The sequence below is a fragment of the Methanobrevibacter millerae genome (genome assembly GCF_900103415.1).
Lineage (GTDB): Archaea > Methanobacteriota > Methanobacteria > Methanobacteriales > Methanobacteriaceae > Methanocatella > Methanocatella millerae.
The window spans coordinates 23714-41266 of the sequence record NZ_FMXB01000023.1 but is presented as its reverse complement, the minus strand read 5'-3'; the positions used below and the strand labels follow the sequence as shown (position 1 = coordinate 41266).

Here is a 17553-nt window from a genome sequence, read left to right as displayed (position 1 = left end):
CAGTAGCTCTTCGAAACTTCCTACCCACTGCCGAATATAACGATGCTTTTTTTAGGAGTTCACTGTCGTTAACCAATACTAATCTTTCTCTCGCATTCGTGCCATTGGAAGTTATGGCATCGATTATGCTTTACCTATCTTGCAACCCACCTCACCGTTGCCGGTGACGCAGTTTCAAGGGAGAATAATGCACACAACAACATTATCAGTTTATAGAACTGCACTAACATATGCTTTAATAAGCATATAACAAATTACTGATCCTAGCTTGTCGCACGGTTGGGGTATTCTTGCAATATTATGATAAAATACTACGTTGACGAATTCTTCAATGACATCAATTTCTCAGACATCAGAGGCCATGACTTTTCAAATCCGGCAAAACCTATGGCATGCGGCGTTAAAAAGATAATGCACAAGTTAAAAATCCCCAAAGAGGAAACGATTTTTATTGGAGACACCATGATTGACATCAAGACTGCAATAAACGGTGAAATCGATTTTGTTCTTGTTGGATGGGGCTATGGAAGAAATGACGCATTCAAAAGCGATTATCCATTAAAAATTATCGATGACATTAAAGAACTGCCCGACATCATCCAATAATCTAAAAAGTTAAATACCTTATAAAAATAAATATAAAATATTAAAATTTTTTTGATGAGTGTTTTTTAAATGAGACGAGAATGTTTAACAATCATAGGTACTGCCCACGTTTCTGCTGAAAGTGTAGAAGAGGTCAAGGACAAGATTTATGAGATACAGCCTGACCGTGTAGCAATTGAGCTTGATTTTGCAAGATATACGAAACTTAAGAAGTCCATGATGGGAATTGAAGAGGATGACTCAATTTCCGTTACCAAAATCATAAAGGAAAACAAGGTCAGCTTATTTTTGGTTACAACAGTCTTAAGCTATTTCCAGTCCAAAATCGGAGCTGAAGTTGACGTTGCCCCTGGTTCTGAAATGGTTGGTGCAATCGAGGCTGCGGAAGATTTGGGAATTCCCCTTGCCCTTATTGACAGAAACATCAATACGACCCTCGAACGTGCACTGAACAGGATGTCCTTTTTGGATAAAATCAAGTTCCTCTACGGAATCCTGACTTCAGACATGGAAGATGAGGAAATTGACATCGAGGATTTGAAAAACCCAGACAATCTGGATGACCTGCTTGACATGTTCAAGGACGAGGCTCCCGAAATATACGAAGTTTTAGTCCATGAAAGGGACGCATATCTTGCGGGAAGCCTTCTTAGAATCCCTGAAGACAGAGTAATTGCAGTAGTCGGCGCAGGCCACCAGCCGGGAATCAACAGATACCTTGACAATCCCGAAACGATTCCGCCTCTCGAAGAGCTCAATAAAATCGAGGACAGCAAGGGAATACCATGGACAAAAGTATTCCTGGCTTTAATCCCAATCCTTTTCGTTGTGATATTTTTTCTGGCTTTTTTTAGCGGGATAAACATTACCTATGACATATACCAGTTCATCGTTATCAGCATGCTCATGGGATTTTTAGGATCAATCTTGTCCGGTTCCAAAATCCAGTCAGCTATCGTTGGAGGAGTGGTTGCACCGCTGACCATAATTCATCCTTTGCTTGCGGCAGGATGGTTTTCAGGCCTCACCGAAGCCAAATACAGAAAGGTTAGGCAAAGGGACATCAAGAACCTTGCGCATGTCGAAGGCTTCAGGGATTTGTGGAACAATAACATTTTCAGAATATTGCTGGTGGTTATCGGAACAAACCTTGCAGTAAGTATCGCAACATTAGTAATACTTCCTTCACAGGTATTTATACCACTATTCATGAAGATATTCGGAGGATAGCGGGAAAACACTTGAAATCATTAGGATTTGAAAATCAATAACTATTAATACTTGCAAAAAGTTTTTTATATATATAAGAAAAATATAATATAATCTGAATTTTAGGAAAAATTAACATGTACTTTATATTTCGTTGTGACTGTGGAAGGGTTTTATACGCAAAGGAAGGCGTTGCCACCAGAAAATGCGTATGCGGCAAGACAATAAAAGTCAAGGGGCGCAGAATATTTAAAAAGGTTAATACAAGAGAAGAAGCTTCCCTTGCAGTTCAGGAGATGCAGGACGAAATATACGGTAACACTGGTTTTATATTGGCCAGTGATTTATGATTTAAGGTCTGTTAAAAATGGCTGGAGAAATAATTGAAATAATTATAATATTAATTTTAATAATATTTACAGGTTACTTATCAATGGCAGAGCTTGCCGTTGTGTCGGTTAGGAAAGCGAAAATGCAGAAATACTTGGAAGACGGCAATGAAAACGCACAAATCGTTTTTGATTTGCTCGAAGATCCAAACGAATTTTTATCAACCGTACAGATTGGAATTTCACTTATCGGAGTTCTCACAGGTGCATTCGGTGGAGTAACCCTCGCCGAACCATTGGCCAAATTAATATCATTCGTTCCCTACAGCGAACCGATAAGCGTCGCAATCGTCGTTATCGTCACCACCTACCTTACATTAGTTGTAGGAGAAATCGTTCCTAAGGTAATCGCACTTAATGACCCGGAAAGGATTTCACTTAAAGTTGCAAAAAGCATGCTTGTTCTCTCAAAGGTTTCAAAGCCAGTGAGCTTTATTCTTGCAAAGTCAAGCAGCTTCCTTTTATGGCTTTTAAGAATTGAAAACAGGAATGACGACACCGTTACCGAAGAGGAAATCGAACTGATGATTAAGGAAGGTATCGAAGGCGGAACAATCGAGCAGGAAGAGGAAGACATCATCAAAAGGGTCTTCAAGCTTGACGACCAGAAAGTCGAATCAATAATGACTCCGAGAAACGAAATCATCTGGATTGACCTTGAAGACGACAGGCAAATCAACAAGGTCAAGATCATGGAGAGCAAAAGGTCAATATTTCCAATAGCTTATGGAGAGCTTGACGATTTCATAGGAGTCGTTCAGGCAAAGGACATTCTCTCAATGATGTTCAGCGGAGAAAAGTTCGACATCAATTCCATCGTAAAGGAACCTCTGGTTGTTTCAGAAAACCTGGAGACTTTAGAGCTTTTAAAGGAGTTCAAGGAAAACCAGGGATACGTTCACATGTCCCTTGTAGTCGATGAGTTCGGAAGCGTTGAAGGTCTCATTACCCTAAACGACCTGCTGGAAGGAATCGTGGGAGACATTCCGGGAATCGACGAGGACGATGACCCGATAGCAACCCAGAGAGATGACGGAACCTGGTTAATAGACGGAAGATTTGGAATTGACAGGTTCAAGGAATTATTCAATATCGACGACAAGTTCCCTGACGAGGACGAAGACGGTTTTACAACCCTTGCAGGTTTCATCTTAAGCATAAGCGGAACCGTTCCGGACGTAAAGGACAAATACGAATGGGAACGTTTTATTTTCGAAATCGTCGATTTGGACGGCCATCAGATTGACAAGATTCTTGTAACGGATTTAGGCGAAGATTACAATTCACAAGAGGAGGATTAGATGGATTTTGCAGCTATGGGAATACAATTCGTTTTACTGATTGTCGGTTTTGTGCTTTTAATCAAGGGATCAGACTTTTTCGTTGACGGGGCAAGCAACGTCGCTTCAATACTCAAGATTCCAACGCTGATTGTAGGACTTACAATTGTGGCTTTCGGTACGAGCGCTCCCGAGGCGGCGGTTTCAATAACTTCATCGTTAACCGGAAACAACGCTTTGGCTGTCAGTAACGTTATCGGAAGCAATCTCTTTAACATGCTCCTGATTATCGGTCTGTGCGCACTTTTAAATGAACTTAAAATTGGCCGTGACGTTTTAAATCAGGATTTGCCCTTTTTAGTCATTATTACAGCAATCCTGTCTGCGTTTATCCTCATAAGCTGGAACGTTTCAAGAATCGAAGGAATCATACTGTTAGTTATCCTTATCGGATACCTTTTTTATCTTGTTTACAATGCAAAAAAATCAAAAGAGTCCGAAATCATATCAGAGCCAAAAATGAGTCTTTTAAGAAGTGCCATCTATATCATCGGCGGTATTGCGGGCATTGCAATCGGTGCGGATTTGGTAGTTGACAGCGCTTCATATATAGCAATGGGATTCGGAATGAGTGAAACACTGGTAGGTTTAACCATTGTGGCAATAGGTACCTCTTTGCCGGAACTTGTCACTTCACTTACCGCTTTAAAGAAAGACGAAAATCAGCTAATCATAGGTAATGTCATAGGCTCAAACATTTTCAATATTCTTTTTGTACTCGGAGCAAGCAGCGCAATAAGCCCAATTGCAATTAACCCGAACATGATAATAGACATTGCATTAATGCTTGGCGTTACAATACTCTTCTTTATATTCGGTAAAACCCAGGACAAATACGATAAAAAAGAAGGAGCCATTCTTGTGGCATTATTCATCGCTTACATGGCTTTCGCAGTCCTGAGAAACTAGCTGTTTTATTTCACAGGCCTTGCAGATTTCAGATGAAGTCGGCTCGCCGCATAACTTGCATTCATTTAAATTAGCTTGAATGTCATTTTCAAAGGTTAAAATCTTTTTAAATGACTCCATTATATTATTTTTCAATCCGGGATATGCATCCTCACTGTTGTTTAGAAATTCCTTTATTTTAGCCCTTAATGAGAGATGCGAATATGGGCATTCATCCAAGTGGATATCTATATCGTTTAACACAGCCCAGAGACCGACATCCTTTTCAGAAGTGTTCCACAATGGCTTTATTCTTGGAATCAGTTTGGGATGGATTACGTCAAGCTCGGGGCCGAACTTGGAGAATTTGATGGTGTCGCCCCTTGCAAAGCTCATTAGAAATGACTGGATTTCATCGTCAAGGTTATGGCCTGTAGCTATTTTTGAAGCGCCCAGTTCATAAGCGGTTTTGTTTAAAATGTTTCTTCTGAAAACTCCGCAGGGAATGCAGGCGCTTTTAAAGTCTTGATAGATATCATCAAGGGCAAATCCTTCCTCTTCAAGAAATGACTTTTGAATCAGCTCCACCCCTAAGGCTTCTGCATTGTTAACTGCTGATGAAATGCCGTGAGGCCTGTAACCTTCAATGCCCTCATCAACGCTTATCGCTACCAAATCAAAGTCTTCGTATTCCTGATATCCTTTAAGGGCATGCAATGTCAGAACGCTGTCCTTTCCTCCGGATAAAGCAACGGCTATGAGCTCGTTTTGTTTAATCAGTTTGTAATCTGAAATCAGGTCATTAATCCTTTTAAAAATCATCCCATTGAATTCATCCTTATTCAGTTTCGCCATAACAAATGATTTATAATTAGATTAATAAATAATTTTTTGGAAGTGATAATATATGATAACATGTGATTTTGCAATTTTGCCGGTCGGATGCGATTCAACCGAATGCAAGGACTACGTAACCGCTGCCGTTCAGGTAGTGAAGGACTCCGGACTCAATTTCCAGCTGACGGGAATGGGAACGCAGATTGAAGCCGAAAGCCTGAAAGAATTATATGAAGTGATAGCTGAAGCCCAGGAAGCGGTCTTTAAAGTAGGCGTCGGCAGGGTTTATACGGTAATCAAGGTAGACGACAGAAGGGATGTTGAAAAAAGAACGCTAAATGCAAAAATAGAAACGGTTGAAAAAATGTTGGATTAAAAGTCATTTGACATGACTTTTAAGCTATTTTTTTACTTGCAGTTTCGACTGCATCGATAACTAAATCCAAATCATCACTGGTTAATGAAGGATGTACCGGAAGTGAAATAACGGAGCTTGCCGCAAGCTCGGCGTTAGGACAGTGGCCGGTGAATCCCATTTTCTCATAAATAGGCTGATTGTAGAGAGGTATAGGATAGTGAACGCCTGTTCCGATTCCCATTTCGGTTAATATTTCCTGCCAGTTATCCCTTTCACCCTTTTCAACACGGATTGTGTACTGGTGATAAACGTGTCTTGAGCCTTCCCTTGCGTAAGGGGTGATTACACCGTCAACATCAGCAAGGCCTTTGTTTAAATAGGCCGCATTGTCCGCCCTTTTCTTATTGAATTCATCAATTACCTTCAATTGTGCAAGGCCGATTGCAGCTGAAATGTCAGTCATCCTGAAGTTGTATCCGATGTCATCGTGGTGATACTTTACCCGTGAGCCGTGGGCCCTGAAAATGTGAGCCTCTTCAACGAGCTTTTCGTCATTTGTGGTAATCATTCCTCCTTCTGAGGTTGTCATGTTCTTTGTCGGATAGAAGCTGAAACATGCCATGTCACCTAAAGAACCGACCTTTTTGCCGTTGTATGTAGTTCCGTGAGCCTGTGCGGCATCTTCGATTACAAGCAAGTCATGGTCTTTTGCGATATCGCAGATTGCATCCATCTCTGCAGACTGACCATACAATTGAACGGGCATTATTGCCTTGGTCTTGTCAGTGATTAACGCTTCAATGGTTTCAGGATCCAGAGTGTAGGTCTTTAAATCAATATCTCCAAAGACAGGTTTTGCTCCGGTGTAGACGATTGAGTTTCCGCTTGCGATGAAAGTAAACGGCGTTGTAATTACCTCATCTCCGGCACCAATGCCTGCTGCCAACAATGCAACGTGAAGCGCTGCGGTACCTGAGTTGGTTGCGATACCGTAATCGGCATCTACCCATGATGAGAATTCTTTTTCAAATTCAGCAACCTTAGGTCCCTGAGCGATCATTCCTGATTTTAAAACCTCAACCACGTTATCAATTTCTTCTTGCCCTATAATCGGTTTTGCTATTGGAACTTTAATTTCTGACACAAATATCACCTTTTACAATATATTTAAATTTAATAATATTTAAAATATTACTTAATTAAAGTTAAAAGTGATTATTTTGGACGATTATAAGATTATAACAATTGAAGAGGGACTGACGAAAATTGAATTTCCCGAGTACGAAAAGGTATCATCAGACGCTCCCGTTTTCTACAATCCCCAGATGGAAATGAACAGGGACATCTCCATTCTTGCATTGCAGACATTTCAAAAAGAGCAGAACCGTGAAATAAACATCTGCGACTTGTTTGGAGGAAGCGGAATAAGGGGAGTTCGCTATAAAAACGAAATCAACGGTGTGGGCGACGTCTACATTAACGACATAAGCGAACTTGCAAATGAATTCGAGGAGCACAACATTAAAATAAATCATTTAAAGGACATAAGCGTCCACCAGCATGACGCAAGCATGTTTTTAAGAAGCAACAGAGGAATATTCGACGTCATCGACATCGATCCGTTCGGAACTCCTTCACCGTTTCTCGACTCAGCCGGATACTGCGCCAGAAGGGAATCACTTTTATGCGTTACCGCAACGGACACTTCAGCCCTTTGCGGAACCTACAAGGAACCGTGCATCAGAAAATACAATTCAAAACCATACAAAAGCGAATACTGCCATGAAACCGGCATCAGAATCCTTGCTGGCTTCTGCGCATTGACACTATCCAAATACGCCAAGTGCATTGAAGTGCTTTTGTCCCACAGTACAGAACATTACATGAGATTATACCTATATGTCAAGAAAGGTTCCAAAAAAAGTGACGAATCACTAAAAAATATCGGATACATAAGCCATTGTAAGGAGTGCCTCTACCGGGAAACCAATAAGGGACTTGCAACGCCAATCCCTGAAACATGTCCCGAATGCGGCGAAAAACTGATTCATGCAGGTCCGCTATGGCTTGGAGACATTCAAAACAGCGAATTCATATCAAAAATGATTAAGGAATCTGAAAACAAGAAACTGAACACCAAAAACCAGTTATTGAAACTGCTTACGAGCTGCCTTAACGAAGCCGAAAGCCCGGCCACATTCTACGACGTTCACAGCATTTGCAAAGCATTGAAGATTAGCGCCCCAAAGCTTGATTTAATATTTGATGAACTGGAAAATAAAGGCTTTAAAGCCGTCAAGACCCATTTCAGCCCAATCGGAATAAAAACAGATGCCGGCATTAATGACATTAAGGAAATTCTATTAAATTTCTAGAATTTTCAAAAATTTTCTAAACAATATTACAAATGGCTAAACGAAGCCCTAATTAATAGAATGCAATCCAATTTATTACAATTTTAATACATTAATATAAATGAATTTCAATAAAAAAATATTACATTATTATAAAAAAATACAAAATGTTTAAATAATTTATAATACAATATAAATATTATAAAACATATCCAAATGGGAGGATAAAACTAATGGTTAAAGAAAAAGACAACATAGTAAAGCTAGATGAAACAGATGTAAAAATCTTAAAAATCATCAACAAGGATGTAAGAACATCTTACAGACAAATCTCAAGAGACCTCGACGTTTCAGTCGGAACCATTCACAACCGTATCGACAAGATGGTTAAAACCGGCGTTATCAAGAAATTTTCACCGGTCATTGACCATGAAAAACTGGGATTCGTATTGACAACGATTATTGGAGTAAGAGTAAAAGGCGGAAAACTCAAAAACTGGGAAGAAAAAACCTTCTTCAATAAAAACGTTGTAGGCATATATGATGTTACAGGAGAATACGACGCGTTCCTGATAGCTAAATTCAGAAACACCAACGAATTGAATTCATTCATCAAAGAACTGTTGAAAGACCCAATCATTGAAAGGACTTACACCCAAACCGTACTGGATGTAATCAAAGAGGATATGGGATCATCTAACATCTTATAGATACAGTAGCAAAACCCTACTGTATTAACTATTTTTATTTTATTTATTGAACAGTCAATCAAACTGAATATCTACTTTTTTTCAAAAAATTTTAAAATCTATCAAAAAAATCTAAAATTTTTATATGATATTAATTTAAATATCTTGAAAACAAAAAACTTATATTATCAAATATTAATTAGAGGTTATGAAATTGGCAGTTTGTTTACCAGACACCCAAGACGGTGCACCGCATATTCCTATTAAACTGACTAGAGTAGGAGTAACCGGTGTTAAAAAACTATTGCAACTCGAACGAGCAAATAAAAGACCAATAATTCTATTGCCGACCTTTGATGCATTTGTTGATTTGCCAAACAATCAGAAAGGAGTGCATATGTCAAGAAACCCCGAAGCTATCAGCGAAGTTTTGGATGACGTTTCTAAAGACAAAAGTGTTGGAGTGGAATCATTATGTGCAAAGATTGTTGAAAGGATGATGGAAAAGCACGAATACGCTGAACGTGTTGAAATTTCCATGACAAGCGACTACATGTTCATGAGAGAGTCACCTGCAACCAAAAGGGAAACACAGGAAATGTGCAATCTCAAAGCAAAGGCAGTCGGCTTAAGAGATGAAGAAGGAAACGTGGAAATCAGGAAAAGCATCGGTGCGGAACTGGTTGGAATGACCGTTTGCCCATGCGCCCAGGAATCCGTAAGGGAATCCGACAAAATCAGATTGCTGGAATTCCTGGATGAAGAAACCACACAGAAAGTGCTTGATACAGTGACTTTCGCATCCCACAACCAGAGAGGTATCGGAACATTATTGATTGAAGTTCCTGAAGGATGGGAAGTCAAAGGGGAGGATATCATCGAAATCATCGAAAAGTCAATGTCTGCACCAGTATTTGAACTTCTCAAAAGACCTGACGAGAACGCAAATGTCCTGAACGCCCACAGAAACCCTGCATTCGTTGAGGACTGTGTGAGAAACATGATGGAAATGATTGCTGAGAAATACTCAGACCTGCCTGACGAGACATTAATTACTGCAAGACAGGAAAACGAAGAAAGTATCCACAGACACAACGCATATGCGGAAAAAGTAACGACTATGGGCGAACTGAAAGCCGAATTAAACATGTAAGGACTTGATGCAATGCTAAAGAGATACGAAATTGCAGGAAGCGTTATGGGATTTTTCGATTCATTTAAAGGATCCCGTCCGGCAATCGACAACGACAAGATATTAATCGTTAGAAGCCGTACAAGAAAAGCAATACCGGTTGACGAGCTTGAAAGCAAGGTTTTAGAAATCGGTGAGGAACTTGGCGGCGTTGAAATTCCTGCAACATCCACCAAAATCGAAGAAATAATGAAACTGGGTGACAAGCATATAAAGGAAAGCGAATTGACAACCGTAACCGTTGACGGCAAAGGCTTTTCAAGGGTAAAGGAAGAGCTTGAATCAATGGGGCTTGTGGTTGTCTATAAGGTTTTTGAACTTCCAAGCTTTGACGTTATCATCGCAGTTTGGGAAGACAAAAACGGAATTCCGCCGCTATATGTTGAAGTTACCGTTTCCGAAAGAGTCGAGTAAAAAACATGACGAAATACACAAAAGAAGATATTCTTTCCGTATTGAACGCAAAACGTTTAGACCTTCTTAAATATATGGCCAAAGCGGCACGATACAGGAAGAATAATCTTATTACTTATTCTAAAAACGTTTTTATACCATTAACTGAAATCTGCAGAAACGACTGCGGATACTGTAATTTTAAAAAGGATTCAAACGATTCCGAAGCCATTATTCTGAAAAGCAAAAAAGAGGTTTTTAAAGAGCTCAAGACAGCTGAAGAGTACGGCTGCAAGGAGGCTCTGTTTACCTTCGGCGAAGATGCAGACGAGGACAAAGTGGTTTTAAAGAGACTGAATGACTGGGGCTATGACAGCATGGTCGACTACATCGTTGACATCTGCGAGATGACCCTTGATGAAACAAGCCTGCTTCCCCACACCAACGGAGGCAATTTCAGCTATGACGCCTTAAAAAGACTTAAGGAAGTTAACGTGTCCATGGGACTGATGCTTGAAAACTCCTCCGAAAGGCTGATGGAGCTTCCGGCTCATAAAAAAAGTCCGGGAAAGGATCCTAAATTAAGGCTTGAAACCATTTCAAATGCGGGAAAGCTGAAGATTCCATACACTACAGGCATACTGATAGGTATCGGCGAGACAAAAGAGGAAATTGTAGATTCCCTTTTTGACATCCGTGAAATCTATGATGAATACGGCCATATCCAGGAAATCATCATACAGAACTTTACCTCAACGCCTGACATTGAAATGAAGGACTGGCCAGAACCTAGCCTTCTTGACATGATAAGGACCGTTACGGCAGCCACAATGCTTTTTGGAGATACCGACGTAAGCATTCAGGTGCCGCCGAACTTAAACTACGATACCGCCCAGAGCTTCCTGCTTTGCGGAGCCGACGACTGGGGCGGAGTCTCACCTGTAAGCATCGATTACGTCAATCCGACATCTCCATGGCCCACAATAGACGTGCTTAGAAACTTAACCGTAAGCGAAGGCTTTGAGTTAACAGAAAGGCTTTGCATTTATGAAAAGTACGTTACAAGCGAATGGCTTAACGACAGGCTTCTGGAAAAGACCCTTAATCTATTAAAGCGTCTATAACTACGTGCTCCACACCTGGAGCATATTTTTTAATCTTATTTATTTTTAAAAGCTCAACGTTTCTCTCACCGGCAGCGTCCCTTATTCTTGAAATTGGTCTCGTTTCAATCAGCTTTTCGGGAACAGTTTCATGATAATGGATAATTCCCCCCTCATTGAGGCTGTTGACGGCGACCTTAAGGTAATGATGAGTGGTCTTGACATAACCCATCACAATACGGTCAGCCTTATAATTTGGAGTTTCAACAAGGCAATCGCCCAAAACCGGAGTAACGTTATCGCATTTGTTTAATTTAATGTTTTCGCACAGGTAATGATAGGAATTGGGATTGATTTCAATGGAAATTATTTTCTTTGCATCGGAATGGACAGCTATCGGAATGGAAAAGTATCCGATTCCCGCAAACATGTCAAGGACCGTTTCGTCTTTTTTGACCATTTTGGCAATTCTCAACCGTTCATTCGTATTTCCCTTTGACCACATCACTTTTGACAAATCAAGCTTAAACAGGCACTTGTTCTCTCTGTTGACGGTTTCGGTTTCGCTGCCATATAAAACCTCATAAGAAGGTTCCCTTTTAGTGCCCTGAATATGATTGATTCTCATTATCGTTTTAACATTATGCTTTCTGGCCAATTCATCCAAATTACCTGGATTTTCATCTAAAATTAGAATATCACCGATTTTTTTATATTTCATTAAAAGATTATATGAATCGGATTGTATATAAAAATTGTTCTCACCACTAAGAATTGTCGTCACTGCTAAGAATTGTTCTAACTCATAAGTATTGTTTTCACTTCTAAGAATTGCTTTGAGTCAAAAATGTTTCCTTGAGTCATAAGAATTGTTCTAACTCAAAACAAAGCAATTTAAATAGTAGTATAACCATAATATTGTATAGAACTTAATAGGAGGTGGTGGAAATTGAGTTCTTAGAGTTAGTATTCAACATGATTAACATTCTGATTGGGATGTGTATGTTGATACTAACTTTATATAATACAGAGTGGGATTAATAATCCCACTATGATGTATTATATGATTATTTAAATATTTAAGATTTAGGGGGGAATAAAAAATAATGTTAATAATCACAATACTAATTACATTAATATTAATAATAATAGTTTATATGATTGCTCAAAAAAAAGCATATAATAAAAAAATAGTTATAACTTTACTAATAATGGAGATAGTATTATGTTTAATTAATATATTTTGCTTATTGGTAGTTAATTAACCATTTTTTCAGAAGAAATTAATAAACAAGTGAGGGATTTTATGAACAACGTAGATTTTATAAAAGATTATGGAGAAGAACAATACAACACAGGAAAAATAGAAACAATTCGAGATTTATTAAATGATAACGAAATCTCATTAAAAAGTGCAATAACAAGATTAACAATACTAAACTGCGGATTAGAAAAAATATCAGAAATCACAGGACTGTCAATAACAGAAATTGAAGCCATCCAAAATCAATAATCAACCACCCAACTCAAAAACTCTCCGAAATTCTAAAAACCACAACAACACCATACATTAACCAGAAAAAATATAACCACATACAGACAACAAAGCAACTGCAGCACAAAATGATAATGCACACAGGAGATAATATGAAAAAAAGAGGTTTAATAGTTAAACTACCACGGCTTATAGAAGCCGTAGATTTCTAGAATTTTCTGGGAATCTACAAGTTTAATAGACTCAGACCATTAAATCGTGGTCTACGTTACCCAAGAATATCATAGGTACCGTGGAATGTTTAATCCCAGTTCCACGCTCTACGGTAAGTGATTAAACAAGTTCTGTGATGGTAGGAACAGTGTTGCTTACAATCTAAAACCTTGGGATAACTTTGTCGAGGGATAAAATAACTCAGGAATAGGAGGTAAACATTATGTTTGTTTACGTACTAAACATGCATGGTGAACCTTTGATGCCATGTAAACCAAGAAAAGCAAGAATATTATTGAAAGAAAAAAAAGCAAAAGTGGTAAATAGAACACCATTCACCATACAATTGTTGTATGGCAGTTATGGACATAAACAACCTGTTAATTTAGGTGTTGATGCAGGAAGCAAATATGTGGGCTTATCCGCAACAACCACTAATAAGGAATTGTTTAAAGCCACTGTAGAATTACGACGGGACATTCCTAAATTACTAGAAAACCGAAGTATTCTACGTAGAAATCGCAGGACAAGAAAATTGAGGTATCGTCCGCCAAGATTTAAAAATCGTGGCAAAAAAGGAAAACTGGCTCCAAGCATTCAGCATAAGATAGACTGCCACCTCACCATTATCAAACGAGTCTGCAACATTATTCCCATACAGAATATAATTGTTGAAACTGCAGAATTCGACACTCACAAATTAAAAAATCCTAATGTACAAGGAGTTGAATACCAAAACGGTGAAGGCAAAGATTTTTATAATGTAAAACAAGCCGTTTTAAGTCGAGACAAATATACCTGCCAAATATGTGGAAAAAAACAAGTAAAATTCGAAGCTCACCACATAATACCCAAAAGCCAAGGCGGATCTAACCGAATGGAAAATCTCACAACACTATGCAGCGAATGTCATCATAAAGTCCATAACGGCGAATTAAAATTTAACAAGAAAGTAACAAGATTCAATCATACTTCCCATATGAATATCATACGAAAAAGACTTATGGAACTACTTAAAAAAGAATTTGACAATGTTCATGAAACATTTGGCTATTTAACCAAATATAACCGTGAAAAACTAGGCATTCCTAAGTCCCATTGCAATGACGCTTTTATAATCAGCCACAATCCACAAGCAGAACAATCCAGCATTGAATATTTGTTTAAAAAAGTAAGAAGACACAACCGACAAATCCATAAAGCCAAACCAAGCAAAGGAGGAAAACGCAGAAAAAACCAATCACATTATATCATTAATGACTTTAGAAGATACGATAAAGTAATGTATAACGGCATTGAATGTTTCATTACCGGAAAACGCAGCAACGGCTACTTCCAGTTAAAATCATTTGATGGGACAGTTATCAGCCAAAGCACAAACAGTAAGAAGTTAAAATTATTAGAACCTATTAAAGGTTGGTTAGTAGATTGGAGATGGACAATTCCTCCACGACCAAAAGAGATCAAGGTATCCCTGCCTAATTAAGATGGAAAACAAGACAATAAGGATTTAGGATACACAAATATAAGTTTGATAAATGAATTGGAAAAAATCACAGGCCTTTCAAAAGAAGAAATCCCAAAATATATAAATCAGCATTAATGTCTGAGAAATTAAAGAAAACATTTATATACTCCAATAGCTAATATTAAATTGTTAGTTTAAACTGACACATTGATTCTGATTTTAAATAAAATTAAACAATATTTTATTAAGATAACCTAGAAGTAGTTGAAATTATATTTTAAATACTTATAGAGGTGTTTTTAAATGGATGACAAAATTTTGGAAGGTACAACGACCGTAGGTATTACCTGTAAGGACGGAGTTGTATTTGCAAGCGAAAGAAGAGCTAGTATGGGTAACCTTGTAGCTCACAAAGTCGCAGAAAAAATATTTAAAATTGACGATCACATCGTAACAACCATAGCTGGTTCAGTTGGAGATGCACAGAGTCTTATGAAAATAATTGAAGCAGAAGTTTCACTCTATCAGATGAGAAACAACGATGCAATAAGCGTTAAAGCAGCTGCATCATTGACTGCCAACATATTGCGTTCAGGACCTATGTATGTTCAGACCTTGCTCGGTGGAATGGATGGAGACAAACCTTCCCTTTATTCACTTGACCCAGCTGGTGGTATGATTGAAGATACTTATATATCAACCGGATCTGGATCCATCGTTGCATACGGTGTTCTTGAAGACAGGTTCAGGGATGATCTTACAACTGACGAAGGAATTGAAATAGCCATTAGAGCTATAAGAGCAGCTGCTGAACGTGACACATATTCCGGAAACGGATATTTGGTTGCTAAAGTAGACAAAGACGGATTTGAAATGTTAGACAATGAAAAAATTAATGAAGTTCTAGAAAAAATATAAGCGATAACTAATTTTTCATAAACTAACTTTTTTTGATATAATAAGTGTACATAGTTTGTGAAGTTAACTGATTATAGCTGAAAGGCTTTTCACAGACTATTCTATACACTACACTTTTTTTGAAGGGATTATATGACTTCAGATATTTTAGATGAAATTAAAAAAGAGATTATGGCAAAACTGCCGAAGACAACGCAGGTTTCAAAAGTAGAGTTTGAAGGGCCTGAAGTGGTGGTTTATACCAAAAATCCTCAGGTTATTACTGAAAACGGTGATCTGATAAGGTCACTTGCAAAAGAACTTAGAAAAAGAATTATTATTAGATCTGACAAAAGCGCATTGCTTGAACCGGAAAAAACCATCGAAAAGATTCATGAAATCGTTCCGGAAGGAGCAGAGATTACAGACATTTACTTTGACACGGTAACGTGCGAAGTTGTAATTACGGCCAAAAAGCCGGGACTCGTTATCGGAAAGTACGGTGCAACGTCAAGAAATATCGTAAAGAATACTGGTTGGGCACCTAAGATTTTAAGAACCCCACCGATCAGCTCTGACGTTATCGGAAAAATAAGAACGACCTTGAAAAACAGCAGCAAAGACAGGAAAAAGCTGCTTCAGAGACTCGGACGCCAGATTCACCAGGGAAGCAAATACCCTAACGACTGGGCAAGGGTTACTTCCATGGGCGGATTCAAGGAAGTAGGACGTTCATCAATGCTTTTGCAGACCCCTAACAGTAGAGTATTACTTGACTGCGGCGTTAACGTAGCCGCACCTGACAACAAAACCGCATTCCCTTACTTGAACGCTCCCGAATTTTCAATCGAAGAGCTTGATGCGGTAATCATTTCTCACGCTCACCTTGACCACTGTGGATTCGTGCCTTACCTTTACCATTACGGATATGAAGGGCCGGTTTACTGTACAACCCCTACAAGGGACCTGACTACATTACTCCAGCTCGACCATATCGATATTGCACACAGGGAAGGCAATCCTTTACCGTTCAACGTAAAGCATATCCACAAGGCTATTAAAAATACAATCACTTTAGACTACGGTGAAGTAACAGACATTTCACCGGACATCCGCTTAACCCTGCACAATGCGGGACACATTTTAGGTTCAGCGATTTCCCACATGCACATCGGAGACGGCGCACACAACCTCGTATACACAGGGGATTTCAAGTATGAGCCTTCAAGGCTTCTGGAGCCTGCAACAATAAGGTTCCCACGTGCTGAAACCGTAATCATGGAAAGTACCTACGGTGGAAGGGAAGACGTTCAGCCTTCAAGAAACTCCGCAGAAAAGGAAATGATGAAAACAATCTACAGAACGTTGAAACGTGGCGGAAAAGTTCTTGTTCCTGTATTTGCAGTGGGAAGGGCACAGGAACTTATGGTAGTGCTTGAAGAGTACATGAGACACGGAATGATTGAGGAAGTGCCTATCTACATCGACGGTATGATTTGGGAAGCTACCGCAATCCACACCGCAAGGCCTGAATACTTAAGCAGGGACTTGAGGGACCAGATATTCCATATGGGAAGAAACCCGTTCGTCTCAGACATGTTTGAAAAGGTTCAAAACCACAACCAGAGAAAGGACATCGTCGAAAGTCCGAATCCTGCAATCATACTTTCAACTTCAGGTATGCTGACCGGAGGAAACTCCGTTGAATACTTCAAGTGGCTGTGCGAAGACGAAAGGAACACCTTAATCTTTGTAGGATACCAGTCTGAAGGATCACTGGGTAGAAGAATCCAGAAAGGAAGAAAAGAAGTGCCTCTTGAAGACGATGACGGAAGAACCAAGGAATTCAAGGTCAATATGGAAACCAAGACCATTCACGGATTCAGTGGTCACTCCAACAGAAGGCAATTAATGGAATATGTCAAAAGGCTTAATCCAAGACCTGAAAAAGTCATTACATGTCACGGAGACCCTAAAAAGGCAGTCGATTTGGCTTCATCAATCCACAGAAGCTATAAAATCGAAACCAGGACTCCTGTTAATTTAGATTGTGTAAGAATCCATTAATAAAAAATATATACTAATCGATGACAAATATTTAATTAATATAAATTAATTTAAT

18 protein-coding genes are annotated in these 17553 nt (G+C 38.9%); 15 read left to right on the top strand and 3 right to left on the bottom strand.

Annotation, left to right across the window (positions count from 1 at the left end; all coding sequences use genetic code 11):
* The first annotated feature begins 300 nt into the window (after nucleotides 1-300).
* The 5 genes from F3G70_RS10805 to F3G70_RS10785 all read left to right on the top strand — a co-directional run bounded on the left by F3G70_RS10805 (nucleotide 301) and on the right by F3G70_RS10785 (nucleotide 4453).
* Complete coding sequence (locus tag F3G70_RS10805) at nucleotides 301-606, top strand: HAD family hydrolase (protein ID WP_149732714.1); 306 nt, start codon at nucleotides 301-303, stop codon at nucleotides 604-606.
* 69 nt (nucleotides 607-675) lie between these two features.
* Nucleotides 676-1836, top strand: a complete 1161-nt coding sequence (locus tag F3G70_RS10800; protein WP_149732713.1) for a TraB/GumN family protein — start codon at nucleotides 676-678, stop codon at nucleotides 1834-1836.
* Between the two features lie 116 nt (nucleotides 1837-1952).
* The gene (locus F3G70_RS10795; protein ID WP_149732712.1) at nucleotides 1953-2165 is read left to right on the top strand and encodes a DUF1922 domain-containing protein; all 213 of its coding nucleotides are present in this window, start codon (nucleotides 1953-1955) and stop codon (nucleotides 2163-2165) included.
* Between the two features lie 17 nt (nucleotides 2166-2182).
* A complete protein-coding gene (locus F3G70_RS10790) occupies nucleotides 2183-3505 on the top strand; it encodes a hemolysin family protein (protein ID WP_149732711.1) in 1323 nt (440 codons plus the stop codon).
* A complete protein-coding gene (locus F3G70_RS10785; RefSeq protein WP_223166078.1) occupies nucleotides 3506-4453 on the top strand; it encodes a calcium/sodium antiporter in 948 nt (315 codons plus the stop codon).
* Here F3G70_RS10785 and F3G70_RS10780 read toward each other — a convergent pair.
* On the bottom strand, nucleotides 4412-5287 hold the full coding sequence (locus F3G70_RS10780; protein ID WP_149732710.1) for a TIGR00269 family protein: 876 nt from the start codon (nucleotides 5285-5287) through the stop codon (nucleotides 4412-4414). The two genes, F3G70_RS10785 and F3G70_RS10780, sit on opposite strands and share 42 nt — an antisense overlap.
* A 52-nt stretch (nucleotides 5288-5339) precedes the next feature.
* On the opposite strand from F3G70_RS10780, the gene F3G70_RS10775 reads away from it, so the two are divergent.
* Nucleotides 5340-5645, top strand: coding sequence for an MTH1187 family thiamine-binding protein (locus F3G70_RS10775; protein WP_149732709.1), 306 nt, complete (start codon nucleotides 5340-5342; stop codon nucleotides 5643-5645).
* Nucleotides 5646-5664: 19 nt separating this feature from the next.
* Here the strand turns inward: F3G70_RS10775 and F3G70_RS10770 are convergent, their stop codons facing one another.
* Nucleotides 5665-6771, bottom strand: coding sequence for a DegT/DnrJ/EryC1/StrS family aminotransferase (locus tag F3G70_RS10770; protein WP_149732708.1), 1107 nt, complete (start codon nucleotides 6769-6771; stop codon nucleotides 5665-5667).
* Nucleotides 6772-6847: 76 nt separating this feature from the next.
* On the opposite strand from F3G70_RS10770, the gene F3G70_RS10765 reads away from it, so the two are divergent.
* The 5 genes from F3G70_RS10765 to cofG all read left to right on the top strand — a co-directional run bounded on the left by F3G70_RS10765 (nucleotide 6848) and on the right by cofG (nucleotide 11379).
* Nucleotides 6848-8002 (top strand): tRNA (guanine(10)-N(2))-dimethyltransferase, encoded by a 1155-nt coding sequence (locus tag F3G70_RS10765; protein WP_149732707.1) that lies wholly within the window; start codon nucleotides 6848-6850, stop codon nucleotides 8000-8002.
* 212 nt (nucleotides 8003-8214) lie between these two features.
* Nucleotides 8215-8691 (top strand): Lrp/AsnC family transcriptional regulator, encoded by a 477-nt coding sequence (locus F3G70_RS10760; RefSeq protein ID WP_149732706.1) that lies wholly within the window; start codon nucleotides 8215-8217, stop codon nucleotides 8689-8691.
* A 193-nt stretch (nucleotides 8692-8884) separates the two neighbouring features.
* Entirely contained in the window at nucleotides 8885-9823 is a 939-nt protein-coding gene (gene mptA, locus F3G70_RS10755; protein ID WP_149732716.1) for a GTP cyclohydrolase MptA, read from the top strand.
* Between the two features lie 12 nt (nucleotides 9824-9835).
* On the top strand, nucleotides 9836-10276 hold the full coding sequence (locus F3G70_RS10750) for a DUF2120 family protein (RefSeq protein WP_149732705.1): 441 nt from the start codon (nucleotides 9836-9838) through the stop codon (nucleotides 10274-10276).
* 5 nt (nucleotides 10277-10281) lie between these two features.
* Entirely contained in the window at nucleotides 10282-11379 is a 1098-nt protein-coding gene (cofG, locus tag F3G70_RS10745) for a 7,8-didemethyl-8-hydroxy-5-deazariboflavin synthase subunit CofG (protein WP_149732704.1), read from the top strand.
* On the opposite strand, the gene F3G70_RS10740 is transcribed toward cofG, so the two are convergent.
* Nucleotides 11357-12079 (bottom strand): class I SAM-dependent methyltransferase, encoded by a 723-nt coding sequence (locus F3G70_RS10740; RefSeq protein ID WP_149732703.1) that lies wholly within the window; start codon nucleotides 12077-12079, stop codon nucleotides 11357-11359. The genes cofG and F3G70_RS10740 overlap by 23 nt on opposite strands.
* 585 nt (nucleotides 12080-12664) lie before the next feature.
* On the opposite strand from F3G70_RS10740, the gene F3G70_RS10735 reads away from it, so the two are divergent.
* From F3G70_RS10735 to F3G70_RS10720, 4 genes are all read left to right on the top strand, one after another.
* On the top strand, nucleotides 12665-12871 hold the full coding sequence (locus F3G70_RS10735) for a hypothetical protein (RefSeq protein WP_149732702.1): 207 nt from the start codon (nucleotides 12665-12667) through the stop codon (nucleotides 12869-12871).
* Between the two features lie 418 nt (nucleotides 12872-13289).
* Nucleotides 13290-14552, top strand: a complete 1263-nt coding sequence (gene iscB, locus F3G70_RS10730; RefSeq protein ID WP_149732701.1) for an RNA-guided endonuclease IscB — start codon at nucleotides 13290-13292, stop codon at nucleotides 14550-14552.
* Nucleotides 14553-14837: 285 nt separating this feature from the next.
* Entirely contained in the window at nucleotides 14838-15452 is a 615-nt protein-coding gene (gene psmB / locus F3G70_RS10725; protein ID WP_149732700.1) for an archaeal proteasome endopeptidase complex subunit beta, read from the top strand.
* Nucleotides 15453-15584: 132 nt separating this feature from the next.
* Nucleotides 15585-17498, top strand: coding sequence for a beta-CASP ribonuclease aCPSF1 (locus tag F3G70_RS10720; protein WP_149732699.1), 1914 nt, complete (start codon nucleotides 15585-15587; stop codon nucleotides 17496-17498).
* The last annotated feature ends 55 nt before the right edge of the window (nucleotides 17499-17553 follow it).

Excerpts from the sequence above, each read along its gene's own strand:
- F3G70_RS10805 (WP_149732714.1), top strand. The coding sequence starts at position 301 with ATGATAAAATACTACGTTGACGAATTCTTCAATGACATCAATTTCTCA.
- psmB (WP_149732700.1), top strand. The coding sequence starts at position 14,838 with ATGGATGACAAAATTTTGGAAGGTACAACGACCGTAGGTATTACCTGT.
- F3G70_RS10790 (WP_149732711.1), top strand. The coding sequence starts at position 2,183 with ATGGCTGGAGAAATAATTGAAATAATTATAATATTAATTTTAATAATA.
- F3G70_RS10735 (WP_149732702.1), top strand. The coding sequence starts at position 12,665 with ATGAACAACGTAGATTTTATAAAAGATTATGGAGAAGAACAATACAAC.
- F3G70_RS10795 (WP_149732712.1), top strand. The coding sequence starts at position 1,953 with ATGTACTTTATATTTCGTTGTGACTGTGGAAGGGTTTTATACGCAAAG.
- cofG (WP_149732704.1), top strand. The coding sequence starts at position 10,282 with ATGACGAAATACACAAAAGAAGATATTCTTTCCGTATTGAACGCAAAA.
- F3G70_RS10800 (WP_149732713.1), top strand. The coding sequence starts at position 676 with ATGAGACGAGAATGTTTAACAATCATAGGTACTGCCCACGTTTCTGCT.
- F3G70_RS10740 (WP_149732703.1), bottom strand. The coding sequence starts at position 12,079 with ATGAAATATAAAAAAATCGGTGATATTCTAATTTTAGATGAAAATCCA.
- F3G70_RS10720 (WP_149732699.1), top strand. The coding sequence starts at position 15,585 with ATGACTTCAGATATTTTAGATGAAATTAAAAAAGAGATTATGGCAAAA.
- F3G70_RS10760 (WP_149732706.1), top strand. The coding sequence starts at position 8,215 with ATGGTTAAAGAAAAAGACAACATAGTAAAGCTAGATGAAACAGATGTA.
- F3G70_RS10775 (WP_149732709.1), top strand. The coding sequence starts at position 5,340 with ATGATAACATGTGATTTTGCAATTTTGCCGGTCGGATGCGATTCAACC.
- F3G70_RS10780 (WP_149732710.1), bottom strand. The coding sequence starts at position 5,287 with ATGGCGAAACTGAATAAGGATGAATTCAATGGGATGATTTTTAAAAGG.
- iscB (WP_149732701.1), top strand. The coding sequence starts at position 13,290 with ATGTTTGTTTACGTACTAAACATGCATGGTGAACCTTTGATGCCATGT.
- F3G70_RS10750 (WP_149732705.1), top strand. The coding sequence starts at position 9,836 with ATGCTAAAGAGATACGAAATTGCAGGAAGCGTTATGGGATTTTTCGAT.
- F3G70_RS10785 (WP_223166078.1), top strand. The coding sequence starts at position 3,506 with ATGGATTTTGCAGCTATGGGAATACAATTCGTTTTACTGATTGTCGGT.